General features: G+C 39.0%; 30 protein-coding genes. 23 read left to right on the forward strand and 7 right to left on the reverse strand.

The window, feature by feature from the left end; all coding sequences use genetic code 11:
• Window positions 1-113: 113 nt before the first annotated feature.
• Complete coding sequence (locus MBEAL2_RS29680) at window positions 114-1,736, reverse strand: LysM peptidoglycan-binding domain-containing protein (RefSeq protein ID WP_052947960.1); 1,623 nt, start codon at window positions 1,734-1,736, stop codon at window positions 114-116.
• A gap of 741 nt (window positions 1,737-2,477) precedes the next feature.
• Here MBEAL2_RS29680 and MBEAL2_RS23745 point away from each other — a divergent pair.
• The 6 genes from MBEAL2_RS23745 (at window position 2,478) to MBEAL2_RS23770 (ending at window position 6,545) form a co-directional block, all read left to right on the forward strand.
• Window positions 2,478-2,951, forward strand: coding sequence for a hypothetical protein (locus MBEAL2_RS23745; protein WP_047154717.1), 474 nt, complete (start codon window positions 2,478-2,480; stop codon window positions 2,949-2,951).
• Between the two features lie 220 nt (window positions 2,952-3,171).
• On the forward strand, window positions 3,172-3,408 hold the full coding sequence (locus MBEAL2_RS23750) for a hypothetical protein (RefSeq protein WP_047154718.1): 237 nt from the start codon (window positions 3,172-3,174) through the stop codon (window positions 3,406-3,408).
• Window positions 3,409-3,588: 180 nt separating this feature from the next.
• Window positions 3,589-3,876: a hypothetical protein gene (locus tag MBEAL2_RS23755; RefSeq protein WP_047154719.1), complete on the forward strand. Its 288-nt coding sequence runs from the start codon at window positions 3,589-3,591 to the stop codon at window positions 3,874-3,876.
• A gap of 218 nt (window positions 3,877-4,094) precedes the next feature.
• A complete protein-coding gene (locus MBEAL2_RS23760; protein WP_047154720.1) occupies window positions 4,095-5,234 on the forward strand; it encodes an aminotransferase class V-fold PLP-dependent enzyme in 1,140 nt (379 codons plus the stop codon).
• Between the two features lie 172 nt (window positions 5,235-5,406).
• Window positions 5,407-6,114, forward strand: coding sequence for a hypothetical protein (locus MBEAL2_RS23765; protein WP_152667908.1), 708 nt, complete (start codon window positions 5,407-5,409; stop codon window positions 6,112-6,114).
• A gap of 224 nt (window positions 6,115-6,338) precedes the next feature.
• On the forward strand, window positions 6,339-6,545 hold the full coding sequence (locus MBEAL2_RS23770; protein WP_047154722.1) for a hypothetical protein: 207 nt from the start codon (window positions 6,339-6,341) through the stop codon (window positions 6,543-6,545).
• 643 nt (window positions 6,546-7,188) lie between these two features.
• On the opposite strand, the gene MBEAL2_RS32515 is transcribed toward MBEAL2_RS23770, so the two are convergent.
• Both MBEAL2_RS32515 and MBEAL2_RS23775 read right to left on the reverse strand, forming a co-directional pair.
• Window positions 7,189-7,401, reverse strand: coding sequence for a hypothetical protein (locus MBEAL2_RS32515; protein ID WP_201780849.1), 213 nt, complete (start codon window positions 7,399-7,401; stop codon window positions 7,189-7,191).
• Between the two features lie 42 nt (window positions 7,402-7,443).
• On the reverse strand, window positions 7,444-8,316 hold the full coding sequence (locus MBEAL2_RS23775; protein WP_201780850.1) for an IS110 family RNA-guided transposase: 873 nt from the start codon (window positions 8,314-8,316) through the stop codon (window positions 7,444-7,446).
• A gap of 198 nt (window positions 8,317-8,514) precedes the next feature.
• Between MBEAL2_RS23775 and rtpA the strand changes: the two genes are divergently transcribed.
• From rtpA to MBEAL2_RS23820, 9 genes are all read left to right on the forward strand, one after another.
• Window positions 8,515-8,679: an anti-TRAP protein gene (rtpA, locus tag MBEAL2_RS30610; protein WP_082130137.1), complete on the forward strand. Its 165-nt coding sequence runs from the start codon at window positions 8,515-8,517 to the stop codon at window positions 8,677-8,679.
• Between the two features lie 147 nt (window positions 8,680-8,826).
• Window positions 8,827-9,315 carry a HEAT repeat domain-containing protein gene (locus MBEAL2_RS23780; RefSeq protein ID WP_047154723.1) on the forward strand — a complete coding sequence of 163 codons (489 nt, stop codon included), beginning with the start codon at window positions 8,827-8,829 and terminating at the stop codon, window positions 9,313-9,315.
• A gap of 91 nt (window positions 9,316-9,406) precedes the next feature.
• On the forward strand, window positions 9,407-9,658 hold the full coding sequence (locus MBEAL2_RS23785) for a hypothetical protein (protein WP_047154724.1): 252 nt from the start codon (window positions 9,407-9,409) through the stop codon (window positions 9,656-9,658).
• 93 nt (window positions 9,659-9,751) lie between these two features.
• Window positions 9,752-10,213: a DUF3916 domain-containing protein gene (locus MBEAL2_RS23790; RefSeq protein WP_047154725.1), complete on the forward strand. Its 462-nt coding sequence runs from the start codon at window positions 9,752-9,754 to the stop codon at window positions 10,211-10,213.
• Between the two features lie 655 nt (window positions 10,214-10,868).
• Window positions 10,869-11,291: a hypothetical protein gene (locus MBEAL2_RS23800; protein ID WP_047154727.1), complete on the forward strand. Its 423-nt coding sequence runs from the start codon at window positions 10,869-10,871 to the stop codon at window positions 11,289-11,291.
• Window positions 11,292-11,608: 317 nt separating this feature from the next.
• On the forward strand, window positions 11,609-12,040 hold the full coding sequence (locus MBEAL2_RS23805) for a hypothetical protein (RefSeq protein ID WP_047154728.1): 432 nt from the start codon (window positions 11,609-11,611) through the stop codon (window positions 12,038-12,040).
• A gap of 306 nt (window positions 12,041-12,346) precedes the next feature.
• On the forward strand, window positions 12,347-12,901 hold the full coding sequence (locus tag MBEAL2_RS29685; RefSeq protein ID WP_052947961.1) for a hypothetical protein: 555 nt from the start codon (window positions 12,347-12,349) through the stop codon (window positions 12,899-12,901).
• 368 nt (window positions 12,902-13,269) lie between these two features.
• The gene (locus MBEAL2_RS23815) at window positions 13,270-13,845 is read left to right on the forward strand and encodes a TetR/AcrR family transcriptional regulator (protein WP_047154729.1); all 576 of its coding nucleotides are present in this window, start codon (window positions 13,270-13,272) and stop codon (window positions 13,843-13,845) included.
• Between the two features lie 65 nt (window positions 13,846-13,910).
• The gene (locus MBEAL2_RS23820) at window positions 13,911-14,774 is read left to right on the forward strand and encodes an NAD(P)-dependent oxidoreductase (RefSeq protein ID WP_047154730.1); all 864 of its coding nucleotides are present in this window, start codon (window positions 13,911-13,913) and stop codon (window positions 14,772-14,774) included.
• Between the two features lie 122 nt (window positions 14,775-14,896).
• On the opposite strand, the gene MBEAL2_RS23825 is transcribed toward MBEAL2_RS23820, so the two are convergent.
• Entirely contained in the window at window positions 14,897-15,250 is a 354-nt protein-coding gene (locus MBEAL2_RS23825) for a hypothetical protein (protein WP_047154731.1), read from the reverse strand.
• Between the two features lie 214 nt (window positions 15,251-15,464).
• Here MBEAL2_RS23825 and MBEAL2_RS23830 point away from each other — a divergent pair, with 214 nt between their 5' ends.
• From MBEAL2_RS23830 to MBEAL2_RS23850, 5 genes are all read left to right on the forward strand, one after another.
• On the forward strand, window positions 15,465-15,995 hold the full coding sequence (locus tag MBEAL2_RS23830; protein ID WP_052947962.1) for a hypothetical protein: 531 nt from the start codon (window positions 15,465-15,467) through the stop codon (window positions 15,993-15,995).
• A 740-nt stretch (window positions 15,996-16,735) separates the two neighbouring features.
• Window positions 16,736-17,371 carry a nucleotide exchange factor GrpE gene (locus tag MBEAL2_RS23835; RefSeq protein WP_047154732.1) on the forward strand — a complete coding sequence of 212 codons (636 nt, stop codon included), beginning with the start codon at window positions 16,736-16,738 and terminating at the stop codon, window positions 17,369-17,371.
• Window positions 17,372-17,398: 27 nt separating this feature from the next.
• Window positions 17,399-19,120, forward strand: a complete 1,722-nt coding sequence (locus MBEAL2_RS23840) for an Hsp70 family protein (protein ID WP_201780851.1) — start codon at window positions 17,399-17,401, stop codon at window positions 19,118-19,120.
• A gap of 105 nt (window positions 19,121-19,225) precedes the next feature.
• Complete coding sequence (locus tag MBEAL2_RS23845) at window positions 19,226-19,963, forward strand: tetratricopeptide repeat protein (RefSeq protein WP_047154733.1); 738 nt, start codon at window positions 19,226-19,228, stop codon at window positions 19,961-19,963.
• Window positions 19,964-19,995: 32 nt separating this feature from the next.
• Window positions 19,996-20,451: a hypothetical protein gene (locus MBEAL2_RS23850; protein ID WP_047154734.1), complete on the forward strand. Its 456-nt coding sequence runs from the start codon at window positions 19,996-19,998 to the stop codon at window positions 20,449-20,451.
• Window positions 20,452-20,547: 96 nt separating this feature from the next.
• On the opposite strand, the gene MBEAL2_RS23855 is transcribed toward MBEAL2_RS23850, so the two are convergent.
• Both MBEAL2_RS23855 and MBEAL2_RS23860 read right to left on the reverse strand, forming a co-directional pair.
• Window positions 20,548-20,964: a DUF1259 domain-containing protein gene (locus tag MBEAL2_RS23855; RefSeq protein WP_047154735.1), complete on the reverse strand. Its 417-nt coding sequence runs from the start codon at window positions 20,962-20,964 to the stop codon at window positions 20,548-20,550.
• A gap of 115 nt (window positions 20,965-21,079) precedes the next feature.
• Complete coding sequence (locus MBEAL2_RS23860; protein ID WP_047154736.1) at window positions 21,080-22,717, reverse strand: GMC family oxidoreductase; 1,638 nt, start codon at window positions 22,715-22,717, stop codon at window positions 21,080-21,082.
• Window positions 22,718-22,860: 143 nt separating this feature from the next.
• Here MBEAL2_RS23860 and MBEAL2_RS23865 point away from each other — a divergent pair, with 143 nt between their 5' ends.
• Both MBEAL2_RS23865 and MBEAL2_RS23870 read left to right on the forward strand, forming a co-directional pair.
• Window positions 22,861-23,853 carry a polysaccharide deacetylase family protein gene (locus tag MBEAL2_RS23865; RefSeq protein ID WP_236692994.1) on the forward strand — a complete coding sequence of 331 codons (993 nt, stop codon included), beginning with the start codon at window positions 22,861-22,863 and terminating at the stop codon, window positions 23,851-23,853.
• A 440-nt stretch (window positions 23,854-24,293) separates the two neighbouring features.
• Complete coding sequence (locus tag MBEAL2_RS23870) at window positions 24,294-24,617, forward strand: hypothetical protein (RefSeq protein ID WP_047154738.1); 324 nt, start codon at window positions 24,294-24,296, stop codon at window positions 24,615-24,617.
• Between the two features lie 43 nt (window positions 24,618-24,660).
• Here MBEAL2_RS23870 and MBEAL2_RS33215 read toward each other — a convergent pair whose 3' ends face one another.
• Window positions 24,661-24,813, reverse strand: a complete 153-nt coding sequence (locus MBEAL2_RS33215) for a hypothetical protein (protein WP_236692995.1) — start codon at window positions 24,811-24,813, stop codon at window positions 24,661-24,663.
• Between the two features lie 970 nt (window positions 24,814-25,783).
• Between MBEAL2_RS33215 and MBEAL2_RS30615 the strand changes: the two genes are divergently transcribed.
• Complete coding sequence (locus MBEAL2_RS30615; protein ID WP_236692996.1) at window positions 25,784-25,981, forward strand: hypothetical protein; 198 nt, start codon at window positions 25,784-25,786, stop codon at window positions 25,979-25,981.
• The last annotated feature ends 213 nt before the right edge of the window (window positions 25,982-26,194 follow it).

Genomic DNA, 26,194 nt, shown 5'->3' on the forward strand with positions numbered 1-26,194 from the left:
ATGAACATTAACGAAAAATTTTATAAAACTCCATACAAACATACTGTTATGTGTTCCTAAAACTTGTTTAAAAAAGGAAAGCAGATGCTAATCTTCTGCTTTCCTTTTTGAGTTTATGTCCTAGATGGGATAATTAGTTTTTGTCCTACATTTATGGGTTTCGATGGGTCAATTTTGTTGGTATCCACGATAGCCTGGATACTAACCCCAAACTTTTGTGAGATTTTCCAGAGCGTATCGCCTGATACCACGGTGTAACTTGTATTTGCCGGTTGAATAGCTGTTGAAGTTACAGGGATATTCAATTTTTGGCCCACATACAGATACTTTGTCGGATCCAGTTTGTTAGCATCAATAATTGCTTGAGTGGTTACTCCTAATTTTTGAGCAATCTTCCAGAGTGTATCCCCGGATTGAACTGTATAAGTAGTTATAGATTGAGTAGCTGGCTGTTCTTGTTGAGCTGGAGCCTGAACAGGTATGATCAGCTTTTGCCCTACATACAGATACTTTGAAGGATCCAGTTTATTGGTATCAATGATGCTCTGGATAGTCACGTTGTATTTCTGAGCGATTTTCCACAAGGTATCGCCAGATTGAACAGTGTGGGTTACTGCATTAGTATTAGTCTCAGGTACGGGTGATGGGTTTGTATTTTCGGATGCTTTTGCATAGAAATACAAATTCTTATTTGTGTCGATTGCAAGGAAGGCACCGTTGTCCGCAGACAATGGCTGAATTTTCACCCCAGGCTCTGTCATGGTACGTACAAGCTGTCCAGTCTTGCTGTCCATCCATTTAATCGTACCATCACCATTCACTGCGATATGAGTAGGGGTCACTATGATAGGACCGTTTGAAAAGGAACCAGTTTTGTATTTCCACAATTGTGCTTTTGTCGTACGGTCGTAGGCTGCGACTTCTCCAGTAGCCGTCTTAGTGAAGATGGTAATTGTATCCATCTCGAAATCAAAGTTTGCCTGCACTGTGAAATTCCAAAGGGAAGCACCATTGCTTGCATCAAATGCGAGCATTTTATCATAGCTTTTCACATATAACTTGCCATCTGCATAATTCAATTTTTGTGAATAGTAATCTACATTGCTTGTTGTCCACTGAACTTGTCCGTTTGAAGCATCCAATGAATACATCTTGCGGACCATGTCAATCTGGTTATCTGTCACAAAGAAAATGCGTCCATTTCCTATCGCAATATTGCTGTGAGAACTTTCTCGAGTTGGAAGCGAATATTCCCATTTTACTTCTCCGGTAGAAACGTCAAGAGCTAATACTTTCCCCCCTGCGGTCGCATATAAGGTAGAACCATCCAACACAAAGTTAGCAGCCATATAAGGCTTGCTCCACAAAACGGTAGCACCTGTACCGTTATCTTTCAATGTCGTCAATGTCCCATTTGCCTGGAAGAAAAGAAGCCCTTTCACTCCGGAAAAAGAATAATAGGAAGAATTGGCGTCTGTGGCATATTCCCATTTAATGGAACGGTCTGAAGCGTTGATTGCTGTAATCTTATTGCCTTGCCGTTCAGGAACATAGATTGTTTGGTTTTGCATAACAGCTTTATCAAATTCATGATATTCCGCCAAGTCTGTTGTAATTTTTTGTTTAAGATCGACATTAAAAGGTACATTTGCCTCTGCCGCCGACGCGGAAGCATTTGTTATCCACAAAGCCGATAACAATATAATGCTCAACATATTGCACAGTTTCTTAACCATTCTTTGCAGTCTTCCTCTCCTTGTATGTATGGTGTATCGGAATAATAATAGCAGAACAAAAAAAAATGAAATACAGGAAACTAGTGGGATGTTGATGAGTCCTGAGAAGATAAAAATATTATTATACAAATATTGATAAAATTTAATGAAATTTATTCCAATATACTTACTGCATTTCAAACTATAATCACAATAATCATTTTTAATATCATCGCTACTTTTATTTCATTTATTATCACGCTGATACCAAAAGAATTTAATGAAATAGTGTTTTGCTTATGTACCTCGTTGATTATTTATTCCTTTTATTTGGCTATTTTCTATACCTTGAGTTTATTTAAGCTTAGTATGAAACCCTTATTAATAGATATAATAGAAAACCGAAGTGAAATTAGAGGATTACTAAATGATTATAGTATGGAGTTAGAAATTGAGGAATTTTCACCAGAATTGAAAGAAATTGCAATGAATAATTTTAAGAAGAAAAAACGAAATTAGATATATACCTCCTAAATCTGATGAAGAATATTGCGTTTAGAATATGTAATCTGTCTTTATATTCCAGCCTTTATGACGCTTTTATTTTTTTTACTAAATAACATTTTGTTCAACTAACGGGAATCGTTAGTGAAGTACGACTGTTACGGCAGTCGTTTTTTATTTGTTCAACTAACGGGCAGAAATGTTGAACAATCAATTATAATAAAATTAACAAAGAAGAACAAAAGTTGGTGAAGTAAAATGTTAGGTTTAACTGAAAAAGCAGAGGTCTACAATTTAGGGCTTTATGTTGGACATTTTAAATTATCAGATGTAGTAAACTGGGCAGATAAGGTAATTTCAGAACTCGATGTTTCGTCCATTCCGAACGAATTATATGATATATCTATGTCTCTTAATAGGAAAATCGATGATGTTGTTAATCTTTTACACACAGTATCACCAGAAAAACATATTGATTTGGCAACAAAAGTGTTACTTGGTCTCTTTTATAAAGATTTGAATACGTCTCAAAAAGACAGTAGCGAAATTATTACTTCAATGTATAGGCTTGTTTGGAAACGTGATGTATATGATGATTTATTTTATAGGGTAAACGGTTTAGAAAGCGAATATGAAACTGCTGTTAATGGTTATGGTGGAGATGTTCAAGATGTAATTAAAGATATTAGTGAATTTCTAAAGGATTATCAGCAATACGGGGAGTTATTTTAATGCTTTTTTATTTCATTAAAGGGGATTAATAGCGAAAAATGGCTAGTTTAGCAGCTTTTTTCATTTACTGTACTAATGAGCAGTAGAGTGGAGTAAGGAACATTGAGGATATTGGAATATTTATCCAAAATAATTAAGAAAGTATTTATGCTAAGATTTTTACTGGCAATGGGAAGCTTGATAGATAAGGGTACATTTAAAGAAAACGGTGATGTGTTTTATGGCTGATGTCTTAGTGAATAGTGGCATTCTTGGAGGGGCAATTTTATCAATTATTTTGGGAGTGTACTTATGGAGGAAGGGAGACCCAAAGGAATCCTTTTGGGAAGCACTGATGGATGTAATAATCGATTTTTTTACATTGCAACTACCAGCTTTTTTTACTTTTCGTGCCTGGGCTGTGTTTTTATGTCTGATTGGATTTGGAGTATTAATAATAGCAATAGTGGCATGGTAATGAGTGTTTAAATAATGGGAGTCGTTAGTGAAGTACGGCTGTTACGATAGCCGTTTTTCTTTTATTTCGTGCTGGGTATTGGTTATTTTTCCCTTTGTGCAAAATGGCAGTAATCATGTGATAATCAACTGACAGAAAAGAATAAGAGCCATTTATTCAAGGGAAAGAGTGGGGAAACAAGTGGGTACAGCTAATGCATGGGCTATGGTAATTGTTTGTTGGGTAACTGCTTATGCTTTTATAAGGGCAGGCATTCATTTTACAGAATACAAACATAAAGAAACGAGATACACAGGTGCTGAGCTTGGGATGGGTGATAATGTCATTATTTATTTTATAACAGGACTGTTTTTTGAAATGATTGCCCTCCTTCTAAAAATCATGTCATGGAAAATGATAAAGGCGTTGCTAATTGTTATCGGAATTGGATTTGGTACTTTGGGGTTTATTGTCATCTCCCATATTTAATTTAGGTGAAAAAAATTATGAATCTGTTCAATTTATTACTAAACTAACTGTTTTAATATATTGATGTTATTGAGCTAACGGGAGGTTAATTTAATAATGGTTAATCATGAAAAATTAGATGTAGAATAGGGTTGAACATGGATAAATTGGTTTTTACTGTACAGAGCCTATTTAACTTACAATATTTATGATGTATTTTCACTAGGGAGGTATGACCAATGATTCATCCGTATTATTCGTATCGTTCGCTATTTCCTACATTATCTACTCATCTGCATTTAGCTAGTTGCTCTCAAAGTGCTTTAGCTGAACCTATTTCAAAAGCCATTGAGGAATATCATAACAGTTTGCTTTCTTGTGGGAATAATTGGAATGAAGCGATGAAGAAAGTAGAGGAGACAAGAAAGAAATTTGCTGAATTTATTGGGGCTGAACCAGATGAAGTTGCTGTATTATCCTCTGTTTCTGCTGCGATTTCAGCGATTGCTACTTCCCTCCCGTATCACCAGGAGAAAAACAAAGTCTTGCTTTCAGATATAGATTTTCCTACGGTCGGTCATATATGGCTTGCACAAGAACCGTTCAAAGATAATATGTCCTTTATTCATTCTTCCAATGGGATTATACATCTAGAGCAATATGAAAAAGAAGTAACAAATCATACGCTTCTTACATCCATTCCTCATGTGAATTACTACAACGGGTTTAAGCAAAATCTTAGAGCAATTGCTGATATTATACATAGAAAAGGTTCTCTTTTATTTGTTGACGCTTATCAGTCAACAGGACATATTCCGATTAATGTAAAAGAAATGGATATCGATATATTGGTTACAGGGACCCGCAAGTACATGTCAGGGATTCCAGGCGTTGCTTTTTTATACGTAAAAAAGGAGCTTGCTGGGCAATTAAAACCAAGGGTGACTGGATGGTTAGGACAAGAAAAAGCATCAGCCTTTGATATTCATCATCCAGTTTTTGCTGCGGGGACTCGTCGTTTTGAAAGAGGTACGCCTTCTTTTATAAGCGTTTATGCAGCTTACGAAGCGTTAAAATTATTGCTTGAAATTGATATATGTAACATTGAATTATATTTAAAAGAACTAGCCCAATTTACCTTAGATTATGGACAGGAAAAGGGGTTGCACATCATAGGTCCATTATCTACTGAAAATAAAACGAGTCTTACATCTTTTTATGTGGAAAACGCATCAAAAGTTGAAGGGTTGTTAAGAGAAAAAAACATTCTTGTTTCTGCAAGAAAAGATGTAATACGAATTGCTCCTCATTTCTACAACACCAAGGATGAAATACAATATACAATAAAAGAACTTGCTGGCTTAATAAATGGAAACTAAAGCCGCATTTTGATTAGTGGACCTCAAGGTCTATTTTACTTCACTAGCGGGAATCGTTAGCTCAATACAACTGTTACGGTAGTCGTTTTTTATTTGCTCAACTAACGGGCAGGTTAGTTCAATGCAAAAGGGGGGAATAATGGTTCTATAACACATGAAAGGTGTTTTTCATTTGAAAAAAATCAAGATTATTTTCCTATACATTCTTTCACTAATTGCCATAGTTGTATTAACAATTGGGATTTTTATATTGATTGTGACAGTTCAAGAGAAAATATTTGTGCCTGAAGAGTATTTATTATGGATTTTTAAATACCCTGCTTCAAGGATAATGTTTGTTTATGAGCTATACTTTTTCGCGGGATTCTTCTATATTTTCCATAAGGAATTCAGGAGAATGTTGGGGGAAGTTAGTTCAAAGGATTTTTTCAAGAAACACAGAAAACAAATTATACCCATATTTTTAACCCTTAACGTCGCACTGTTTTACATCATCGTTTCGTCTGTAACAGTTATAACGAATAACAAGATTATTGATTATTCATTTCTTTCACCACAGGGTCGGGAATATAGCTACAACGACATTGCGAGTATTAATACAGGGGTGTATGGTAAGAAACGATTCCCGTTTACTCATTCAAAGGGTGACTTCTTCTATATAATAGAATTAAAGGACGGTTCAAAAATTGATTTAACAGAAGTCGGCGGATTTAAAAATGAAGAAGAACACGAGGTTTTTATCATCGAAAAGCTTGACAGTAAGCTTGTAAAGATGAATATCCCTAAAGTGTCCAGCATGGAAAATTTTAAATATAGTACCGAGCATCTAGATAAAATTTATACGGATAAAATACGAAATATATTAGAAAACACCAATTAAAATTATACTAGCTTATTAAGCTAACGGGAATCGTTAGCACAATACGGCTGTTACGGCAGTCGTTTTTTATTTGTTCAACTAGTGAGCAGGATAGTTGGGGAAGAATATATAAAACAAAGAAAATTGATACTTGGATTTTTTAGCATTATAAGCATATAATTGAGTATACAATTATTTACATTTGCGATTTGGAGTACCATTTCATTTTAGGAAGGGTGAAATCCTTGTCCTTTGATATTGAGAAGAAAGTTATACGCCATCTTTTTCAACTGCTCTCCTTCGTATTGATTACTTTGACTTTTATGCCACAACTGCTGGTTGCAATCGGGGCGGTTGCATCAGTGTGTATGCTGGTGTCTGCCCTTTTCATTGTTCCTGTGTTCTTCATATGGACGATCTCAACAGGCAAGGATTATAAGGATAGAGATTAAAAAATCATTTATGTATAGAAACATTTATTTCGTAAATTTAAGTAACTACTTTGAAGAAATTGGGTGGTTGCTTTTTTTATGTCCAGTATTTTAGTCATCTGTGGAGAGATGCATACGTGATAAACATATTGTTACTACGCTAACGGGAATCCATTGTTAAATAAGAGGCTGCTTCGGTGGTCTTTTTTTATTTAACTGATATGAACGAAACTGTCAAGGCCCCGCAATCAAAGGGTTTTTAAATGGGCTTTTGCTCCATCTATGGACATAGTTATCCTTTTCTCAACTTACAGACCCATCATCCTTTCTGGCTGTGTTTGTCAAGGGCGCTCTTTGCCCTTGACAAACAAACAGCCGGGAAAGGATATCTTTTTAAAAGTTGAAGAAAGGAAATCTTAAAACCTTGGCACGAAGGCAAAGGACACTGACGGCGGTTAACAGTCTGATATGCGCGGGTTGGGTACCGCATTTCAATCCTATCCGTCACGGAGCTGCCTCGGACTAACGGCGCACGTTCGGTATTGAAACACCTAGTGCATAGTTAAACATGAGGGTTCTCCTTACCGGGGCTTTGCCTTCGAGCCAAGCCTTCAAAATCTTTCTTTTTAGTTTAAGAGGTAGGGATTACTGATTACGCAGAGAATTATGCAGCAGAAAACTCTTCGAGTTTCTTCTTCTCAATGGCACATCCAATGGCCCAAATGAATCCGATGAGTTCTCGAGCGACCGCAACAGCTGCATGTTTACCGCCTCTACCACGGGAAGTAATGCGATGGTACTTCAGATGAAGACGATGTTGGGCTTTCCAAGCAATCCGCTGGGCTTCTGGGTCTTGTCCTTCCTGCCGTTTCAGCAATTCTCCTTTTAAGGATGGACGATGACGGTAGGCCCAGGCACACTACACCAAGGCTCGGCGAATCTGGGCATTTCCAATTTTCGTAATGGAACCTTGCCAACGACTGGACCCGCTCGAATATTCCTTCGGAACAAGACCGGCATAGGACATTAATTGCCTGGGACTCATAAATCGAGAGAACTGGCCAATTTCCGCGACTAACGTGACGGCTGTAACTTCGGCTACACCTCGTAAAGTTTGTAAAGCCTGAATCACTGGAGCGTGCTCACTTTGCATGGCTTCCTCGTGAATTTGTGCTTCTAGTCGTTTCATTCGTTCTTCTACTTCGTGAATGGTATGAAGGTACTCTTGAAACACAATCCGCAAGGATTGCTTTTCGAAAGTAAGCGTATTGAGCCAATCCCGGTGTTTGACGGACCAGTTCCGTGTTCCTTGAGGTGGGCGCAAATCATGCCGAAGTAGGAAATGATTCAATCTCTGACGAGCTCGTTGTAAGTCTTCTCTTGTGTCATGACGTGAACGAATCAAATCACGTAACGCTTCGTGGTCTTCATCGGGTGTCCATACAGCCGTAAGCTCCCCAGCTCGAAGAAGCTGAGCTAACCTCAGGGCATCCCTACGATCAGTTTTCACACGATCCCCAGCCCGGCGGGGGATAAGGGTAGGGGCTACCACGATACAATCAATTCCCATAGATAAGAGGAATCTTACGATTCCATAACCCGTCGATCCAGCTTCGTAACAGACATGTAGACTTTCAGGGTTGCCAAGTTTCTTCATTAACTTACGAATCGCTTCTGGCTGATTGGGGATATTTCCATGGAAGCGAGGTTCTCCGCGTCCTGCCTCGGCCAGGCCAACTGAAATCATTTCCTTTGATACGTCTAAACCCACAAATTTTTGTACATCCTGCATAGTAATCGGCTCCTTTCGTTTGTAGCTCTACACTTGGTTTTGGTAGAAATGAACACTACCATTGTTGCCAAGTACAACCTACGTTAAGCGAAGTGGGGCCGTTTCGTTCATTATGACTATCGGGTAGGATAGTGAGACAACCATGTTGTTAAATTTGTGGTATATTGAGTAAAACACGAACAGAGGTGTAGATTTATAATGAGTATCATTGCAATGGACGATTTGGAACAGCAGTGTTGGGAATGTAATGAAAAAGGTACAATAAGCGATGAAGCTTGTCCTAAATGCGATGGAAAAGGATATATTGCTACTGCTTTAGGTCAAACATTGTTAGATTTTTTTAAAAGGCATTCAGATAAATGAAAAATTCATAACTAATCAGCCGATGCAGACCTCGAAAGGAGGTCTGTTTTTATTCAGCTAAAGGGCAGCATACTTAAGTAATCCATTGGCGTTATAGTAAGATTATTCAGAGTCCCATATATATTTATAGAAAGCAGAGAAATTCATATGGATTTAGAACAATTACAAAAGGAAATCGAAGATAACAATATCGAAGAAGCTATAAGCATGATAGAAGAGATAGGAAGGAGAGGGGAAAAGAAAGCAGTGCCTTTCCTTATCCAACATTTGAAAAGCACAGACAACCACGGGTTAAGAAATCAAATTGCTCTTGCTTTAAGTGATATGGGTAATCAGGAAGCTGTTGAGCCTATTATCGAAATGATTACACATTCCAAAACATTAGGGAATAGAGGAACACTTTTATATGCTTTAAAACCACTTGATTACTCAAATCATATTGAATTGCTTGTTGATTGCATGGTAAATGGAAACTATGAGGTTCAGCATGAAGCCAAACAATTAATCATGGAGATGAATGGCGTTATTCCAGACGAAACACTCCTAAAGGCTATCCTTAAAGTCCAAAAAGAAATTAAGAATCTAAAAGAAAAGCATGATTTTCTTTTAAAAGTATTGGGGGAACTACATGATTAAAGAAGGGCTAGTCATTATTAATGGGCAGATTAGTTTACTAAGCATTATACTTTAAATAATCTTGATAATAATTCAAAATAGAGCAGACTGAGTGGATAGGACACCCATTATCACAAAAGTTCGAAGTCAACCATTTGAAATTGAAGAAGGAAAGTGGTATGAGATTGAATTTAAAGAAGGCTACGAAATCGGTGAATCACCTTTGTTTAAGTGCAAAATTTTGGATTTGTCCTTCGAAAGAGGTGGCAAAGTGTTCTTTTTGGTATATGAAGAACACGAAGTAGAGGATTATATATTATGTGATGATGAATTACAAAGTATAAGAGTGTTATATTACGGATAAGTCACGATTTCAGCTGGGACAATACCAAAAGATTGTAGGTGAAAAAAATGCCTAACAAAAAAAGTCAGAGGCTTAAAACGTAAAGTAAAAAGCATGGTAAAACGAATCGAGCAGGAAACAATAAAATTTCCTTCCGATTTTTATAATGGATATTGGCATCTTCATTTACCAGTTGGACAGGGCTTTATATCTTCTAACAAAACCCCTATTGGCATAAAACGCTTATGTATTCAAACATTATTGAATAGAGCAGAACATTTAGTCAATGTAAAACCTGATACCTCAGAAAGAACAAGAGTAGTTGTTGCGGTTGACTTACCAAGTCTATGGAATTCACAAATAATTGTGTTCTCAGGAGAGTCTTATTTCGAATCGTTCTTCGACCGAAATGTTGACTCTCAAAGGTGGGTTCCACTGCCTAAAGGCAGAAATATTGAATGTGAATGGCAATTAACTGTCCCTAAGAACATGAAGGTTTTAGGGTTTAAAGAAGAAATTACAGATGAAGAGTATCAATATGTAGGCGAAATCTGGTTCATAGGGGAATTAGATTAAGGTTTTGCTTGCTGAACGGGCAGTATAAAGCAACAATTTTTTCCATCTCCGTCTATACGATAAGCTAGGTAAGAGAGGGGAGTTCTTTTGGTTGTGAATGCACAGTCTGGAATCATAATAGCGTTATTAATAGTGTGCGGATGGTTATTTATCAAACAAACAAAATCAGTTCAGGGGCAGGATGTGAACAGAAGAATATTGCGATGGACAGGTTTTGGACTCATTGTCATGGCAATTTTTCTCATTGTTATTGGAATAGTAGTGTACTTCGAGTGGGAAACACATAACTATGGACACTAGATAGGTAAGCATTGAACTATTACGGTGCAAATTTGCTCAAGAACAAGGTGCTAATGTAAAAGAATCACTATGGTATAAATAGCACACTTTATCATACTAACGGGAATCGTTAGCACAATACGGCTGTTACGGCAGTCGTTTTTTATTTGTTCAACTATCGGGCAGTATAGTTGAACAAGCAGGGAATCTTCAATATGTTAGGACTATGTGCAAAAACAGTTAGCCTGGTTTCAGCTAAATCAGGATTTTTCTTTATGTTTAATAAATATTTGATGAAGCCAGTTGTTTGAGAGGAGTTGATTTCACTTGTCTGAATATTAAAGTAAAATAAGAAATAAAGGAAGGGAGGGATATTTTGTCACCTGCTCAAATTATTGGATTGTGGCTCGATATTTTTTTCATTTTGTTGATATTATTTATGGCACTTATGTCTAAAGGGAAATATAGAAAAATCCTTATTGCTTCCTCAGTGTTATTAGCTATTTGGGCGTGGGGTCTACGTCCAATCTGGATTGAATATCGAGCCTCAGCCATACAAAAAGATGTGAATCAGTATCTAAAGAATCGTTATCCAGGAGAATCATGGAAAATAGAACGAGCTGATAAAAAGTCACCCTCAGCAAATCCTTATCGCCAAGATGTTACTTTTACAAGCGAGCCTGGATGGGAATACAACTACACCGCCAGCCTGTTTGGAGAAGTAAAACAAGTTGGTAGCGCACCAATAGAAGGTAAATTCCCAAGAGAAGGAAAACACTTTGAGATATATAAACAATGAGAAGATGTTTTGAAAACAATAAATGTCTCTATGTAGATGATTATAATTTGAAATTGGAAATCTCATAATTTCACCTTTGAAAAAGCATAGACGAGGAATAATAAAGTCACAACTTTACTTTACTAACGGGAATCGTTAGTTCAATAAGAGGCTACTTCGGTGGTCTTCTTTTTATTATGCTAAAGGGCAGTAAAGCAGGATAATAAAATGTATGACCAAACCAAATATTTTTTATAAATCATATCCATTAAAAGAAAATTCTGTATAATAAGGAATAAAATTATATAAAATAGTTTTAGAACGAAGGAGAGAAAAAAATGAGGCAACTTTTTGCAACACTTATCCTTTTAAGCATGTATATGCTTAGTGCTTGTTCCAATCAAGATAAACCCAAGGAAACTGTATTTAAAGGAGAAAGTGAACACTGGAAAATGGTATATACAGTTAGTAGTAATCAAAAAGTAAAAAATTATAATGGTAAGGAAACTACTTCAAACACTGATTCGATTCGAATTCAATACAAGGGAGATAAAAAGGATTTGGATGGAGTAGAAAGATATAAAATAACGGTACTTGGTTCAGGAGCCGAAATGTATTTTGGTAAGAAAATGGATAAAACATTTAGAGATACAGGGGAAGTATATATTGAAAACTCGACATTAACTACGTTAGATAAAAATCCTGATATTGGTGGTCAAGTTATCTTAGATGGGAGGAAGAGGGAAAGCATGAACTTAAAGCCTGAGTGAGTAAAAGGATTACTTCATATATGAAGTAATCCTTTTACTTTTTCTGCTAATCTCTGCTAGTCACTCTTTATATTTTTCGCAAATACCATTTTATGTTATTGAATTAAGGGGAATCGTTAGCTAAGTACGGCTGGTTGTTTCGTTAGCCTTTTTTTATTTGTTTAGCTGATGGGCAGTATATGAACAGTGTAGTGTAATTAATCACTATGAATTGGTCCAGTTCTTGTTGGTATGAACGATATAACTTTATCACGCAAAAAAACAGGGCATCATAAAGGGGAACACATTTGAAGGGAGTAATAGCCAATGCAAAGAAGAAAAGTATCAGTTTTACTGTTATTGTTTCTCTTCATAACTACCATCTCCGTCCAAGCACAAGAGAATCCAGCTTTTGCTGTGGTCAGGAAATACATTGATACCCTAAACCAACATAACTGGAATACTATTCCTCAACTTTGGGTTAAGGAACGAAGAAAAGACCTTGCCGATCAAATAAATAGCAAGGAAAATCAAGAAAAGAAGCTTGGTTTCTTCAATATCAAAAAAGCAAAACTTGTTGCATGGAAGGAATTGCCCCCTGAGTTTGGGCAAATTTATATCCCACCGCATTATGTAGATAAATTTGAAGGTATGAGATATTTTTATGTTGCCGTTGATTATGAAGTACATAAACAAAATAAACGTCGCATTAATGGATTGAACTATTTCATTATTGTTGTAGCTAAAGAAAATGGGGAGTGGAAAATCGCTTTGACTCCAGGTCCGCCTGTCACTCACATTATTCATGCTGGTTATGGGTTTGGAACAGATGATGAAAAGACATATGACGAAAGGAGAGCAATGTTTTTTCATAACCGATAGCATTTAATATATAAATGAAAGCGGATACCACAATTCTTGCATCAGTGTCTGCTTTTTATGTCCAATGACTCGGAACACCTTTTGAAATTCTTTACTTCACTACCATGAAAATTACTCCTCAAAAATCCTAGTGGGCAGTTCAAAAATTATTTTCATACTCTGTGGTGCAGGACTTTTTATGCTGCATGGATGGCTAACGGGCAGAATAGTTCAATAACCTAGGTAGGATTTGATTAAAGCACGCTTTGGTTAGGTTTCGGCTCACGAATTGTTCCATTAACGGGAGATAGTTGAAAATAATCATAATAATTTCTGGACTATTCGTTCCGGAAATGTTAAATTTCAATATAAGCAAGGGGGAGATGAAAATGGGGAGGTTAAAAGAGTTTGATAAAGATGCCGTATTACATAAGGCAATGCTGGTTTTTTGGGAAAAAGGATATGAGTCCACGAGTATCCCTGACTTGATAGGTTCAATGGGCATAAGCCGCTCAAGCCTTTATGAAACTTTTGTTGATAAAAAGACACTATATTTAGAGACTATCGAACATTATAAGAAAGTTAGACAAAAGAAGAGAGAGTTACTTTTAAATGCTCCAACTGCAAAAGAAGGAATAAAGGAACTTTTCATTTCACACATAGACTCAGCATACGATGAAAATTTTCCCAAGGGTTGTATGATAACAAATGCAGCTGTGACAGTAGTGGGTGCTGACAGCACATTTTCGCAATTAGTCAAGGATAACTTTGATAACTTAGAGAAGATGTTTTATGAAGTTTTGCAAAAAGGACAGTATTCTGGAGAAATACATAAAACTAAAGATATAAAAGTTCTTTCGTGTTTGCTTTTAAATCTAAATCATAGTATCAACTTACTTTCTAAAGTAAAAAAGGAGAAACAGGTACTTTACGATATGATTGATACAGTATTGGATTTGATATAAATTTTTTTACTTTTTATGGACTGATCGTTCCAAAAAAGTAATCAACTAAATTGAGGAGTGAAAATATGAGAGTTTCATTAATAGGGCTTGGTAATATGGGCTTGCCAATAGCAGAAAACATTTTAAAAAATGGTCACGAATTAGTTGTCTATAACAGAACAGAAAGTAAAGTTAAAGACCTTGCATCTAAAGGGGCTGAAGTTGCACGAACTGCAGCAGAAGCAGCAAGGGAAACAGGAATTGTATTCACAGTGCTTTCTGATGATAAAGCTGCTGAGGATGTTGTATACGGTGATACAGGAATTATAAATGGTCTTAAAAATGGGGGAATCCATGTTTCGATTAGTACACTTAGCGTTGATTTGTCCGAGAAATTAGCAAGAGACCACTTAAGTCATCATCAGCATTTTGTATCTTCAACCGTCTTAGGTCGACCTGATGCGGCTGCTTCAGCAGCTTTACGTTTAATAGTGGCAGGACCAGAAGAAGCAAGAAATAAAATTATGCCAATTTTAAAGATATTGGGACAGGATATATTTGTTGTGGGAGATGAAGGATATTTATCAAATGTTGTTAAATTAGGAAATAACTTTTTAATTGTTTCTATGTTAGAAGCTTTGTCAGAGATACTGGCTATGGTTGAAAAATATGGAATTGAACCAAAACAATTCCTGAATGTGGTTAATACCTTGTTTGGTTCACCAGTGTATAAAAACTACGGAAATATTATAGCTGAAAACAACTTTGAACCAGCTGGTTTTAAAATGAAACTTGGTTTAAAGGATGTAGATCTTATGATTGCGGCTGCCAATAAAGTTTCTGTTCAATTACCAAGTGCAGAACTTGCTAAGAATAATTTTTCAGAAGCTGTATCAAGGGGATGGGGAGAATTAGATTGGGCAGCTCTAATTAAATTAATGAAGCATTAAAATATTTTTTGTTCAACTAACGGGAATCATTAGTTGAATAAACAGGGATTTAACAATTTACAGGTAGTCATACCAATTATAAAAAGCATCTCATGGTATAGAGGTGCTTTTTACTATTTAGCTTATTCCCATAAATTCTTGGGGTATGAATACATAAAAGCTTTTTCGTTACTATAAGGAAGCACGATCCAAGAAACTGTGTTGTTGTCAGAAGGTGCATTTATATAAGGGGACTCCTGGGTCTGAAAAAGCTGATGAGCTTCGTCACTTTCTTTATAGGGAATCATAGGAACGGAAGTGAAATTCAATGTTCCATTGTAAATCAACAATTTGCCGTTGACATGTACGGCTGGAGCGAGTGAAGCAATACGATATAAGTGATTTGTTATCGGAACATAAGCATTTGCCCATAAATACAAATCCATCATTAAAAATATTAAAAGTGACCAAAATGCTGTATAAACACGTTTCTTCAAAAAATCCCTCCCCATTTAATTAAGCAGTGGATTGCTTCATTCTTATGTCTTTAGGGACAAAATGAGAATTGATTTTTAATTAATATCGTACAAGTTTTAATTATTACGTTGGCAGAGTTTACTCAGCTAACGGGCAGGATACTTGAAGAGTTGAATAAAAATTAACACTAGAATAATTTTACCAAATATTGTATTGTTGGTAGGGAGGAGTGATTTGATTTTGTTTGTGAATATGAGAAGAAGTGAGTTCGAATCAATAGAAGACTTAATGCTTGGAATAACGTGTTTTGAGCCAATGATCCAAGTGTATAAAACGGAACGAATGTTTGATAATGATCTAACTGAATTCTATAAGAGATTAACCAAAGGACAACAAGCGTTGTTTATGTTCCACGTGTATTATAACCACGCAATTAGATCATTAACCGAATTATATTGGTGGAGTGCTTATTTTCTTGCTCAACCAAAAATATGGTCAGAAATCAAAAGTGGATTGCAGTATTTCAAGGATGATACCATGCTATTATTCATTGATGAAATTGAAAAAGTTCTTAAAAAGTATAATCAACCCAGTAGTTTAATGGAATTTAAAGTTACACGTGAAGACCTTGACCGCAATCAGGAACTTCTTGATTGCATAAGTTCACTTAACACAATTTTACACAAAATCGCTCCATCGACTCTAAAGCGAATTGGTATATACATCAGAACCAACCCTGATGAATTCGTACAAATGGAAGATTAGTTTTGCATCTCATTTTCGTACTTTATTCAACTATCGGGGATCGTTAGCAAAGTAAGGCTGCTTCGGCAACCGTTTTTCATTTATTGAACTGTTGGGCAGTTTAATCAAATAAGGAATATAATTTGTATTTCCTTATATGTTAAAATTCGGGTATATTTTTCCAAAAAACACACAAAAAGAGGGTGAAGAATGTGGGGGAATCCCAATTAATAAAAAAGTATCTATTAGCAAGCTGAATAGTTACAAAAATTATATCTGTATAAAAAACTAACTGTATAATTATACGAATTAACCTTAATCCACCCTCCTGTTGAATAAATTTTTGTCTTACTAAATATGAATTTTTACTATAAATTTGAAGTTATATTATTTAATTATAGTTTCTAATCATAAAGATGCTAATGTTTTTCGACTGATTAATTCTTAAAATCTAACTAATTATAAATTTTTGTCCAGATTAATATGATACATGTCTTACTAATTATGACAAATAACAATAAGTATTGTGATTTGTCATAATTGGTTGGAATGGTATCAAAGTAAAACGGCATTAAAGGACTATTTCCTTGGTGCCGTTTTTTTTTGCATTAAAATTTAAGTTAAAACTACCTTATAACACAATCAAGAACGTATATGTTGATTATTTTGACGCTCCACAGCGGAACGGTTGCTAGGAGAACGAATACAGTAGTAATATAATAAAGAAAAGAGATGAACGGGAACAAGGAAAGGAGACTCTCATGGGTTTATGGGGTTTTTTTGGTAGAAAAAAAGAGAACGAGCAAATCTACGACGTTCTGCAACAGTTCGAACAGCGTATGCTGCGGCAAATATCAGAAGCATATACCAACACATCCACTTCTGTAAATGAATTATCCCAGCAAGTACAGGAAATTCGCGAACAGATAACGAAACTTACACGTATGCAGTACAAAGCAACCCAAACGGTACAAGAACAACTCGAACAAATGGCGGCGAATGTGGAGACGGTGCGGCAGATACAAGCGGGCGCGCAGGCGCAGCAAGTTCATGCGCTGCTGGAGCAAAACATTCGCTGGCTGGATGATATCGATCAGTTATGTGCGCATCTGCAGGGGGAACAAGAAAACAAATGGGGGCCAACGCTGCGCGTCTGGGCGGAGAAATTACTGAGTGTTCTTGCAGAAAATGGAATCTATGAAATCGAAGTGAGGGGGAAGGCGTTTAATCCCCAGTTTGCCGAATCGCTTGGAACACGTGCCTTAGAAGAAATAGATGTATCCGAAACAAGCCCTGTCCCTTATCAGGTGACAGAAGTGATTCGGCGGGGATTTGCAGACCGCGATGGGCGTGTCTTGCGCAAGGCCCAGGTGATTACGTTAGCGTCGGGACAATAATCTATTAATAGAAAAGAGGGACTGAACTTGAGTACTACCTTTCGTCCAATCGTTGGCATCGACCTTGGCACAACCAATTCTGCCGTATCCTACATTCATAAAGGAAAGCCGGAAATCATCCCTTCCCCGCGAAAAGAGCGGATTATTCCTTCGGTTGTGCTTATCGACCCACAGGGGCACATTGTTGTCGGTGAAGATGCGCGCGCGGCACTTGTCGCCATGCCTGATCGCACGATAGCGGCGGTAAAACGGAAAATGGGCAGCTCCGAGCGCATTTCGATAGCTGGACAAGCCTTGCTGCCTCAGGAAATTTCGGCTCTTATTTTAAAAGAACTTAAAAGTTATGTTGATGAAAAGCTGGGTGAAGGCGAAAAAGAAGCGGTCATTACGGTGCCGGCATATTTTACCGATGAACAGCGGCGTGCTACGAAGCAGGCCGGAGAGCTGGCCGGTTTTGTTGTGGAAAGAATCATCAATGAACCGACGGCAGCGGCACTGGCCTTCGGTTTGCGAAACAAAAAGAAAGACGGACACGTGCTTGTGTATGATTTGGGGGGCGGCACGTTTGATGTGTCGCTTGTTGAGATGATGAGCGGGCTAATGGAGGTAAAGGCATCAAGCGGTAATAACGAGTTGGGCGGAGAAGACTTTGACTGGCGGCTTGTGGACTGGTTCGCAGAACAAATTATGGCTGAACAGGGCATCGATCCGCGAAATGATATTCGAGCAAAAGCACTGTTAAAAGAAGAGGCTGAACGCGTTAAAAAAGGGTTATCTGACGATATATCCGTGAACGTGGAACTGCCGGTAGTAACCATGAAAGAAGGCGCGCCTGTCGGATTGTTTACGACCGTTACCCGCGAGCGATTTATCTCCCTGATTGATGACTTGCTGGAAGAGACAATGGTATGTGTGCAAAATGTGCTGCGCGACGCTGGTCTGCAGAAAGACGATATTGATGAAATTTTGCTTGTAGGAGGGTCTACACGCATTCCCCGTGTATATGAACGGATAGAGAATTTCCTGGGTAAACAGCCCCGTAACGATGTGAATCCGGATGAAGCAGTAGCGCTCGGAGCGGGCGTACAGGCTGGCCTTAAATCGGGTGCATTGGCAAAAAGCGGGCTTGTCGTCACAGATGTGGCTCCTTTTTCCATGGGGATTGCAGTACTGAAAGAAGCGGGCTTTACTTCCCGGCCAGGCGGATTCGCAACCATTATTCCGCGCAATACAACCATTCCGGTTACGAAGACGGAACAGTTTCATACTGTGTATCCCGGACAAACGGCGGTGCAGATTGAAATATACCAGGGGGAGCACGAATGGGTCAAGTATAACCATAAGCTTGGCGAGTTTTTACTTGAAGGTATTCCGGCCAATATGGAACAAGAGGAAGCCATTAATGTGACATTTCGCTACAATCTGAACGGAATTCTCGAAGTGACCGCTTCCTGCGTTTCCACTGGAGAGGCGATGAAGGTGACCATCCAGGATGCGATTAATCGTGATTCAGAAGCAGCAATAGCGGAAAGCGTGCGTGCGATTGAGGAATTATACGCGCAGAGTAAGGAAGCCGGGGATGAAGAGGAAGAATGGGAACTGGAAGAACTGCTCGCTGACGCAGAGTGGGATGAAGACGAAGATATACCGGCGGAAGAGCTGCAGACAGAAGCCGAGCGCCTGCTAAAACAGGCTGAACGGCTGCGCGCAAGTGCGGTGGGGCGGACAAGACGAGGGTGGAGAGAATAATAGAGCTTCTGCATACCGCACTGCAAGGCAGAGATTCTGATGAGATACAGCAGGCGCTTGATGAGGCGACGGATTTGCTGATTGAATTGGAGGTATAAAGATACCATGGCTGGAGCAAAGGCTGAAAATTATTATAAAGTACTTGGCACACGCTCGAATATTAAGCAGGAAAACATTAAAAAGAAATACATCGAGATGGTCAAGAAGTTCCCGCCGGAAACACACCCGGAACAGTTTGAACGCATTCGTGAGGCATATGAAGTACTGCGTGACCCGAAAAAGCGGCATGAATATGATGCAATGCGCAAACATGGAAATAAGATTGAAAAGCTGATGGAGAAAGGGGAAGCATACGTCCAGACCGAAGAGTGGGAACAGGCGCGGAGCATATATCAGCAGGCAGTAAATATTATGCCGGACAGTATCTCTGCACGGATGGGGCTGGCGGGAGCGTTGCTGCACCTTCATGATGTCGATGCGTTTGAGGAACAGTATACGCATATTCTTCCGCTGATCCCTGAAGGTATGGAAATTCCTGTGTATATGTCGCGTGCGATGATATACATGGAAATAGGCAAACCAGAGAAAGCATACGATATATTCAAGGATACATGCGAGCGATTCCCCGATCGTATATACGAAAGTTTGCGTATTCTTGTTTCGGCTTATTTGGTAGCAGATCTGGATGAGGAAGCCTGGGAGCTGCTTGTATCACATCTTCCAGATCCGGGGCAAGAGAAGGCAGAGGATATTCATCTGTTTATTTTCTGGGTTCACACGATGGCCAGGTTGAATAAATGGAACCTATGGTCGCAGCTGCAGACGCGCATACGTAAGTTTTAAAAACGCTGGCTGATGAGGAATCAAAGCGGGTTGTGCTGGAGGCACTCAATGAACAGGTAGATATGCTGTATGAAGCCGGGGTGTTTCGTCTCAGTGAGATTTTTATCGATTTTATGTATTTTATCGACCCGAAGGATCGGGCCGTGAAAGAGAGACGGACTGAGATTCAGCATGTGATGCGTTTGGAAAAAGAGCTGCACCGTATGTTCCGTGATAGTGAGATGTTTCCGCTCGTTATGTATGAAGCAGAACGGTATTTTAACAATAGATTCATTCCGCTGGTTCCGCCCCCTGAACCGGAGGAGGAGATGCCCGCTGATATATTATATGAGCTACAGGAGATGGACATCGAGTATCTTGCCGGGATTACTCGGGTCAAGAAGAAATATCCGCTGTTATACCGGCAGTTTAAGGAAAAGTGGGAACAACTATACGATGCACATTCGCAAGACTTGAGCCGTGAGGTGCGGCGGCAGTTTCGAATATGAAGTAAAAATAACTCTCAAAAAAATAAAAAAGAAAGCCCCTGCTCTTTTAGTAACTGGCAGGGGCTGAAATTATCTGTCAAAGAAAAGGTCCTGTTGTTAACCCAGGAAAGCAATCGCCCTTTTCGTTTTTCTCGCAAATGCAATCGGATTATCTATGGATTCCCAATGAATGTACATTAAACGGGGATTTTCATTCAGCCAATGATTGTGAAGTGCCGTTACTCTAATGCCCTCTCTGCGAAGATTTGAAATTAATCGATTGGCCTGGTTTTGAAAAAGCGCGGTTTCACCTAAGCAGAGTGCACGCCCGGACCTATCAAGGGATTCAAACGAAAAAAGCTGATACCGGACCAAAGGGGAAGTCGTGCGTCTTCCTAAGATTGTGGCATTAAGTCTTCTGGCCCGGCTGACAAAACAAACAGGACCTACATCAATTTCAGATTCCCCGCCTAAAATTCTAGTAAATTGATCACAAAGCCTTCTGAATCGCGGAGTTACCCTTACCTGCGCCATACACATCCCCCTCTTGTTTTGAGAAATACGAAATATTGTATGATTAAGCAAGAAAGGGGAACTGTACATATCCCCAGTTCAACTATATTTTTTCTAACACAGGCGCGTGGTTACATTACTTTCCCCTGGCTGTCGTGCTATTCCCTTTGCTTTTATAACTATTTTGTTTACGTAATTGCTGTGCAATGGTAAAACCAATGAGATAGGCTGGGGCTGAAGTATTACCATCTACAGTAAATGGAATGATGGAATCATCAGCAATGATTAAATCTTTTACTCCGTGTACTCGCCCCTGGTTGTCAACCACACCCCCCATGTTAAGAGGCGCCATTCGAAGAGCTCCCTGTTGATGGTGATTATGGCCGAAATTTTGCTTGATAAACCCTTCAAGCCTGGCATCGTCATTAATTATATCCAGTGCTGGTGAAACGAGCCGATACCTTCGATCGATAGCTGCAAGCCGTGCTGCAATATTCCTAATATAAATTTTGTAGATGTTTTTTACGGCTTCTAAATCTGAGCGATTTTCAAGAAAACCTTCGTCAGCAAGCACGATTTTTAACGGGTCGTTGTTTTGGATTTTTATGGAACCGCGGCTTTTTGGCTGCAGGAAAAGAATAACAATCGTTAATTGACCATTGGAACCCGTTCCGAGCAGCTGAACCCCTCGACGGTTTTGATTAGCTCCCGGCGTTGGATCCGGAAGAAAAGCACCGCCAGTAAAAAGGGCATTCCGATCATGGAGGGGCAGGGGATTGTCATTTGGATTTGCTGTAAATGTCGCAAAGTTAAGCGTATGGTTTCTGAGGTTTTTGCCTACATGTGGATTATTAAAAACAACAGGGATGTTCGCTTCTTTGAGAAGTTTAGCGGGGCCGATGCCGGAAAGCATCAAAAGCTGTGTGCTGTTGATGCCTGCTGAAACAATGACTTTACTGTGAGCGTAAGCGCGAATGCACTTACCCTCTTTGAGAAATTCAACTCCAATCGCACGCTTTTCACTAAAAAGTACACGAAGAGCTGTTGATTTAAAGAAAACTGTCAGTTTTCGGCCCTTTATACCACGGCCGTCAGGGGTCATGATATCAGATGAAAGAAAGGCGGTCGATGAGCTTTCGCGTTGACCGTTTGGATTTTGAAATAATTGCCAGCGTGTAAAGGGGCCAAGGGGCGTTTCAGGATCATTATAGTCAACAATTTCTTTAAATCCTGTTGCCTGTTCGATTGCTGAAACCAGCTTATTGGCCATCGGGGATGGATTCGCAGGAGCCTGCCTTATGTCTATCCGGCCGTTAAATCCGTGTATATCGGGGCTATTTGTCTCTCCGTTATATTTTTCTAGTTTTTTAAAGGTAGCAATAGCGTGTTCGGGTGACCAGAGAGATCCGAGAAGCTGTTCCCATTCCTTGAAAACGGCAGACGTCGGCCTTACGTATTGCTGGCCATTAATCGAAGAGCCGCCACCTGAGAGCCGGCCTGTCGTCCATTCAAAAGAACGTTCATCAAGCCCCTCCTGAGGCACCCCTTCTCCTTGCCAGAAATATTGCGAAAAAAAACGTTCTTCAAGCTCTAAAGCAAAGGTTGAATCCCTAATGGGCTCATCTTTATCATTATTTTCTCCCGCTTCTAATACAAGGACAGAAGTTTTTTTATTATCAGTAAGATTCTTTGCGATAACAGCACCAGCCGGACCGGTTCCTATTATGACATAGTCAAAAATTAATTTCTCACTATTTTTCCGTACCTGACTCATATACATCCTCCTTATTTTGTAAACCTGGGATGTATTATCTTATAAAGCAGGATCGGATTTTGGTATGCATTTTTCAAGTAAAACATAAAGACATTAGTATTGGAGACTAGGTTTTACTGTAGGGATTTAGAGGGAGTGATATTGTGTTACCCCAAGCACCTATTTATATTGACCATCAATCCGTAATCACTACATATTATCTACAGAATGGGTATTTGATGGTACCAGCCTTATTTTTAAAATATGCTGGTGTTTTCGTAGACTGGAATGTTGAGAACCAATCTGTGGTCTTAAAGAGAAATACGATGACAATTACTTTACCATCAGGAGAGAACTATGCAGAGTACTATGTGAAAGACATAAATAGCTGGCAGCGTGACTACCTTCCGACAATAACTACAAATCTCCCTGATGGTACATACATCCCGCTGCAATACGCGTCTGAAAAACTGGGAATACTCCTATCGTATAATTCCGAACTATCCAGAACTTATATCATTACGAATACCCCGCCATCCAGCATACCCAGAATTTATTATAATGGAAACCCAGGCAAGAAAAAGGTAGCTCTAACGTTTGACGATGGTCCTGACCATTTCTATACTCCTCAGATTTTAGACATACTCAATTACAATGAGGTTAAGGCAACATTCTTTGTTGTGGGAACACAGGTGAAATTCTTTCCTGAGGTTTTACAACGCATTGTGCAGGAAGGGCATGAGCTGGGCAACCATAGCTGGAGCCATCCCGAATTACCGAAGCTTACAACTAGCCAGGTCATACGGGAAGTACAAAAGGCCGAATTGGAGATTCATTCGATTACAGGACGTAGAACGGTTCTATTTCGGCCCCCTTTTGGTTTGTTTACGAGTGCAGATCTTCACACAGTTCATGATTTAGGTTATCAAGTCATTATGTGGTCCGTTGATACATTCGATTGGAAGGGAATATCAGAAGAAGAGATTTTATCGATTGTAAGAAGAGATGTTTCGCCGGGAGCAATCGTCCTGCAGCACACACTCTTAACGACGCCCGGCAGATTAGATGGAACGGTAAGGGCACTGCCCGGGATGATTGACTATTTGCGTAAGAGCGGCTATAAATTTGTAACGGTTCAAAACCTTATAGGTGATTAACCCCTACTTCGAAGCGGAAGATGGCTGAAATCAACTCAATTAGGGTTAAACGAAAGCTAACTCTAATTCAACGGAAAGGTTATACAAGAAAATGGTGGCATATACTCTAACATGTCTATTTTCGGAGTTGAGGTTATCGATGCCAGTTTCTTCAAAAGCAGTAGCGATTTTAATAGGGAGCTTGATTTTAGCCATTGGTATCGATTTTTTTCTTTCCCCCATTGAGGTATTGGATGGGGGACTCATTTTTTCCTCAGAAACTTTTTCTCTCCGGTGTGACGATTACAGTTGTAGGGTTGGCCACCAGCTTGTGTACTTTAAAAATAGATACATAAATGATAGAGCAGTTAAAAGTGGGGAACATCCAACATTATTCAACCTGTAAACAAATCAATATCTTTCTAAGCTTTCTGGACATGTTAAGGGATGAGGTGACAGTCATGAAGGATGAGATATTAGAATTAGTACCGGGGCCGGTAAAGAAGTTGCTCCAGAAAGAAGTTAAAAATGGGAATCAATCGCTCATTGATTTGGTTGTTGATGAGGCAACTACTTACGGATTTGAGCCGGAGGAAGTAGTCCCCTGCATCATGGCGGCATATTATGTTTACGAATCCATGGCCTACCCCAGTGAAATGGAGGAAGAATGGAAGTTGAGCTTGGTTTTTCATGCGGCCAATCGTTCGGCGATGAAGCTTCTGTCTTATGGTAAGTATAAAGCGGAACGATTAAAGAGTGGATGGATGAGGTATACGAGTCCATAAAATTCGAACAACCGCTCAATTAGGTATCATGGAGAAATTGTCCCTACCGCGAGGCAGATCCTGTAATTCCCATGACGGATTGTTTGGCGTTTTGTAAATGAAGTTCAGCATAATCTTGCCAGCGTATGATATTTTCGACAAATGATTTGTAAGTACCGGGGGCGGCATCCCTCATAACATATAAACCGACCCGCACGTTACGATCTCTCTGTTCTGCATTTTGTATGCAGGCAATGAGGGTTTCCACGATGGACGGTGCGCGCTCTCCGTTGAGTAATCTTTGTGCGGCTCCAGTCGCCGTAACACGATGTGGATTTATGCCTGTTTGCCACAAATAACCATTTGTAATCTTTTGTTTTTGTACGCTAAAGTCGTACAACACAATAACAAGTGAGCTGTGTTCAGCGTTTACATTTCACTTATTTGACTGTGCCATGGTATGATCTTGGGTATTATTTGTTCGCAGCAAAAGATAGGTTTTGTCAGCTTTATTCGTCAATAAATCGAGAATCAACATTCATTAAAGCTAAGTACAAGACTAAAATGCGAAAACCCTTGTGAAATCAAGGGTTTTCGCATTTCTATGCACCCGATTTTCGTGTTTCTTATAAATTTATACAAACTTGCCAAATTTGGATTTTTGACGCCCCAAGGCATTCATTTCATCTCTAACAAGTAAATTGATGACGTGCAATTCCTCTTTACTAAGTTCCTCCTCATAATGTTGGTCTAGCAGGCGTGGCGACCCTACTTCTGGACTAGTAGGTTAATGCGCTTTTCAACTTGATGAAACTCCCACTCTTAGCATGCCCAAGTAGTGCCAGCTTCTTTTTCAGCAAAGTCTCGTAGTTTTTTCATTGTGGATATAATGTGACCCTATTGTTTTCTTATTGAACGGTTTTACGAATACCCAATAAAACTAGGTATTTGAATTAGTAACAATCGCCCACCATGATTCATATTGTGTCGAAGGGAGTATTCGAAGTAGTTGGTGGATTCGCCGGTTACACCGTTGTTTTTCTGATTCTCTTCGTTTTGTCTTCCCTTCTAGCTGCTGGTTACGCTGCCGGCACAATTTATTCATTTAATAAATGGAGGTTGTACTAATGGATGATTTCAAAAATGAACTTCAAGGGTTGAATGTTGCCAATTTCCAGGCGGGTCCGATGGTTCCTTATGATACTCAAAGCCAGCACAATATGGATGAGGCTCGGCAATGCGGTCGTTGCTTCGGTGGTGGTTGCTTCGGTGGTGGTTGCTTCGGTGGTTTTTCTTGCTTCGGTTTTTTCCGTTGTTTTAATTGCTTCAACTGTTTCCGGTGTTTTAATTGCTTCCATTGTGGCGGTTGTGCCCGTTGTTTCTAGTTTTCTAACGAAAACAGTGGTTGCCTATAGAAAAGAGCTCCTGCATGAGTTATTGCAGGAGCTCTTTTCTATAGGAGTAGACATAAGGGACAAATGGCAGTGCATAAGATTACGGTGAAAGTGATGATGTAGATTTGAGAACAGCTCACGGCAAGGAGGAGTAGAATGACAAATTTGGCCTCTTCTACGCGTCTGAAAGTGAAAAGGGACACG

The organism is Aneurinibacillus tyrosinisolvens, from assembly GCF_001015055.1.
Taxonomy (GTDB): Bacteria; Bacillota; Bacilli; order Aneurinibacillales; family Aneurinibacillaceae; genus Aneurinibacillus_A; species Aneurinibacillus_A tyrosinisolvens.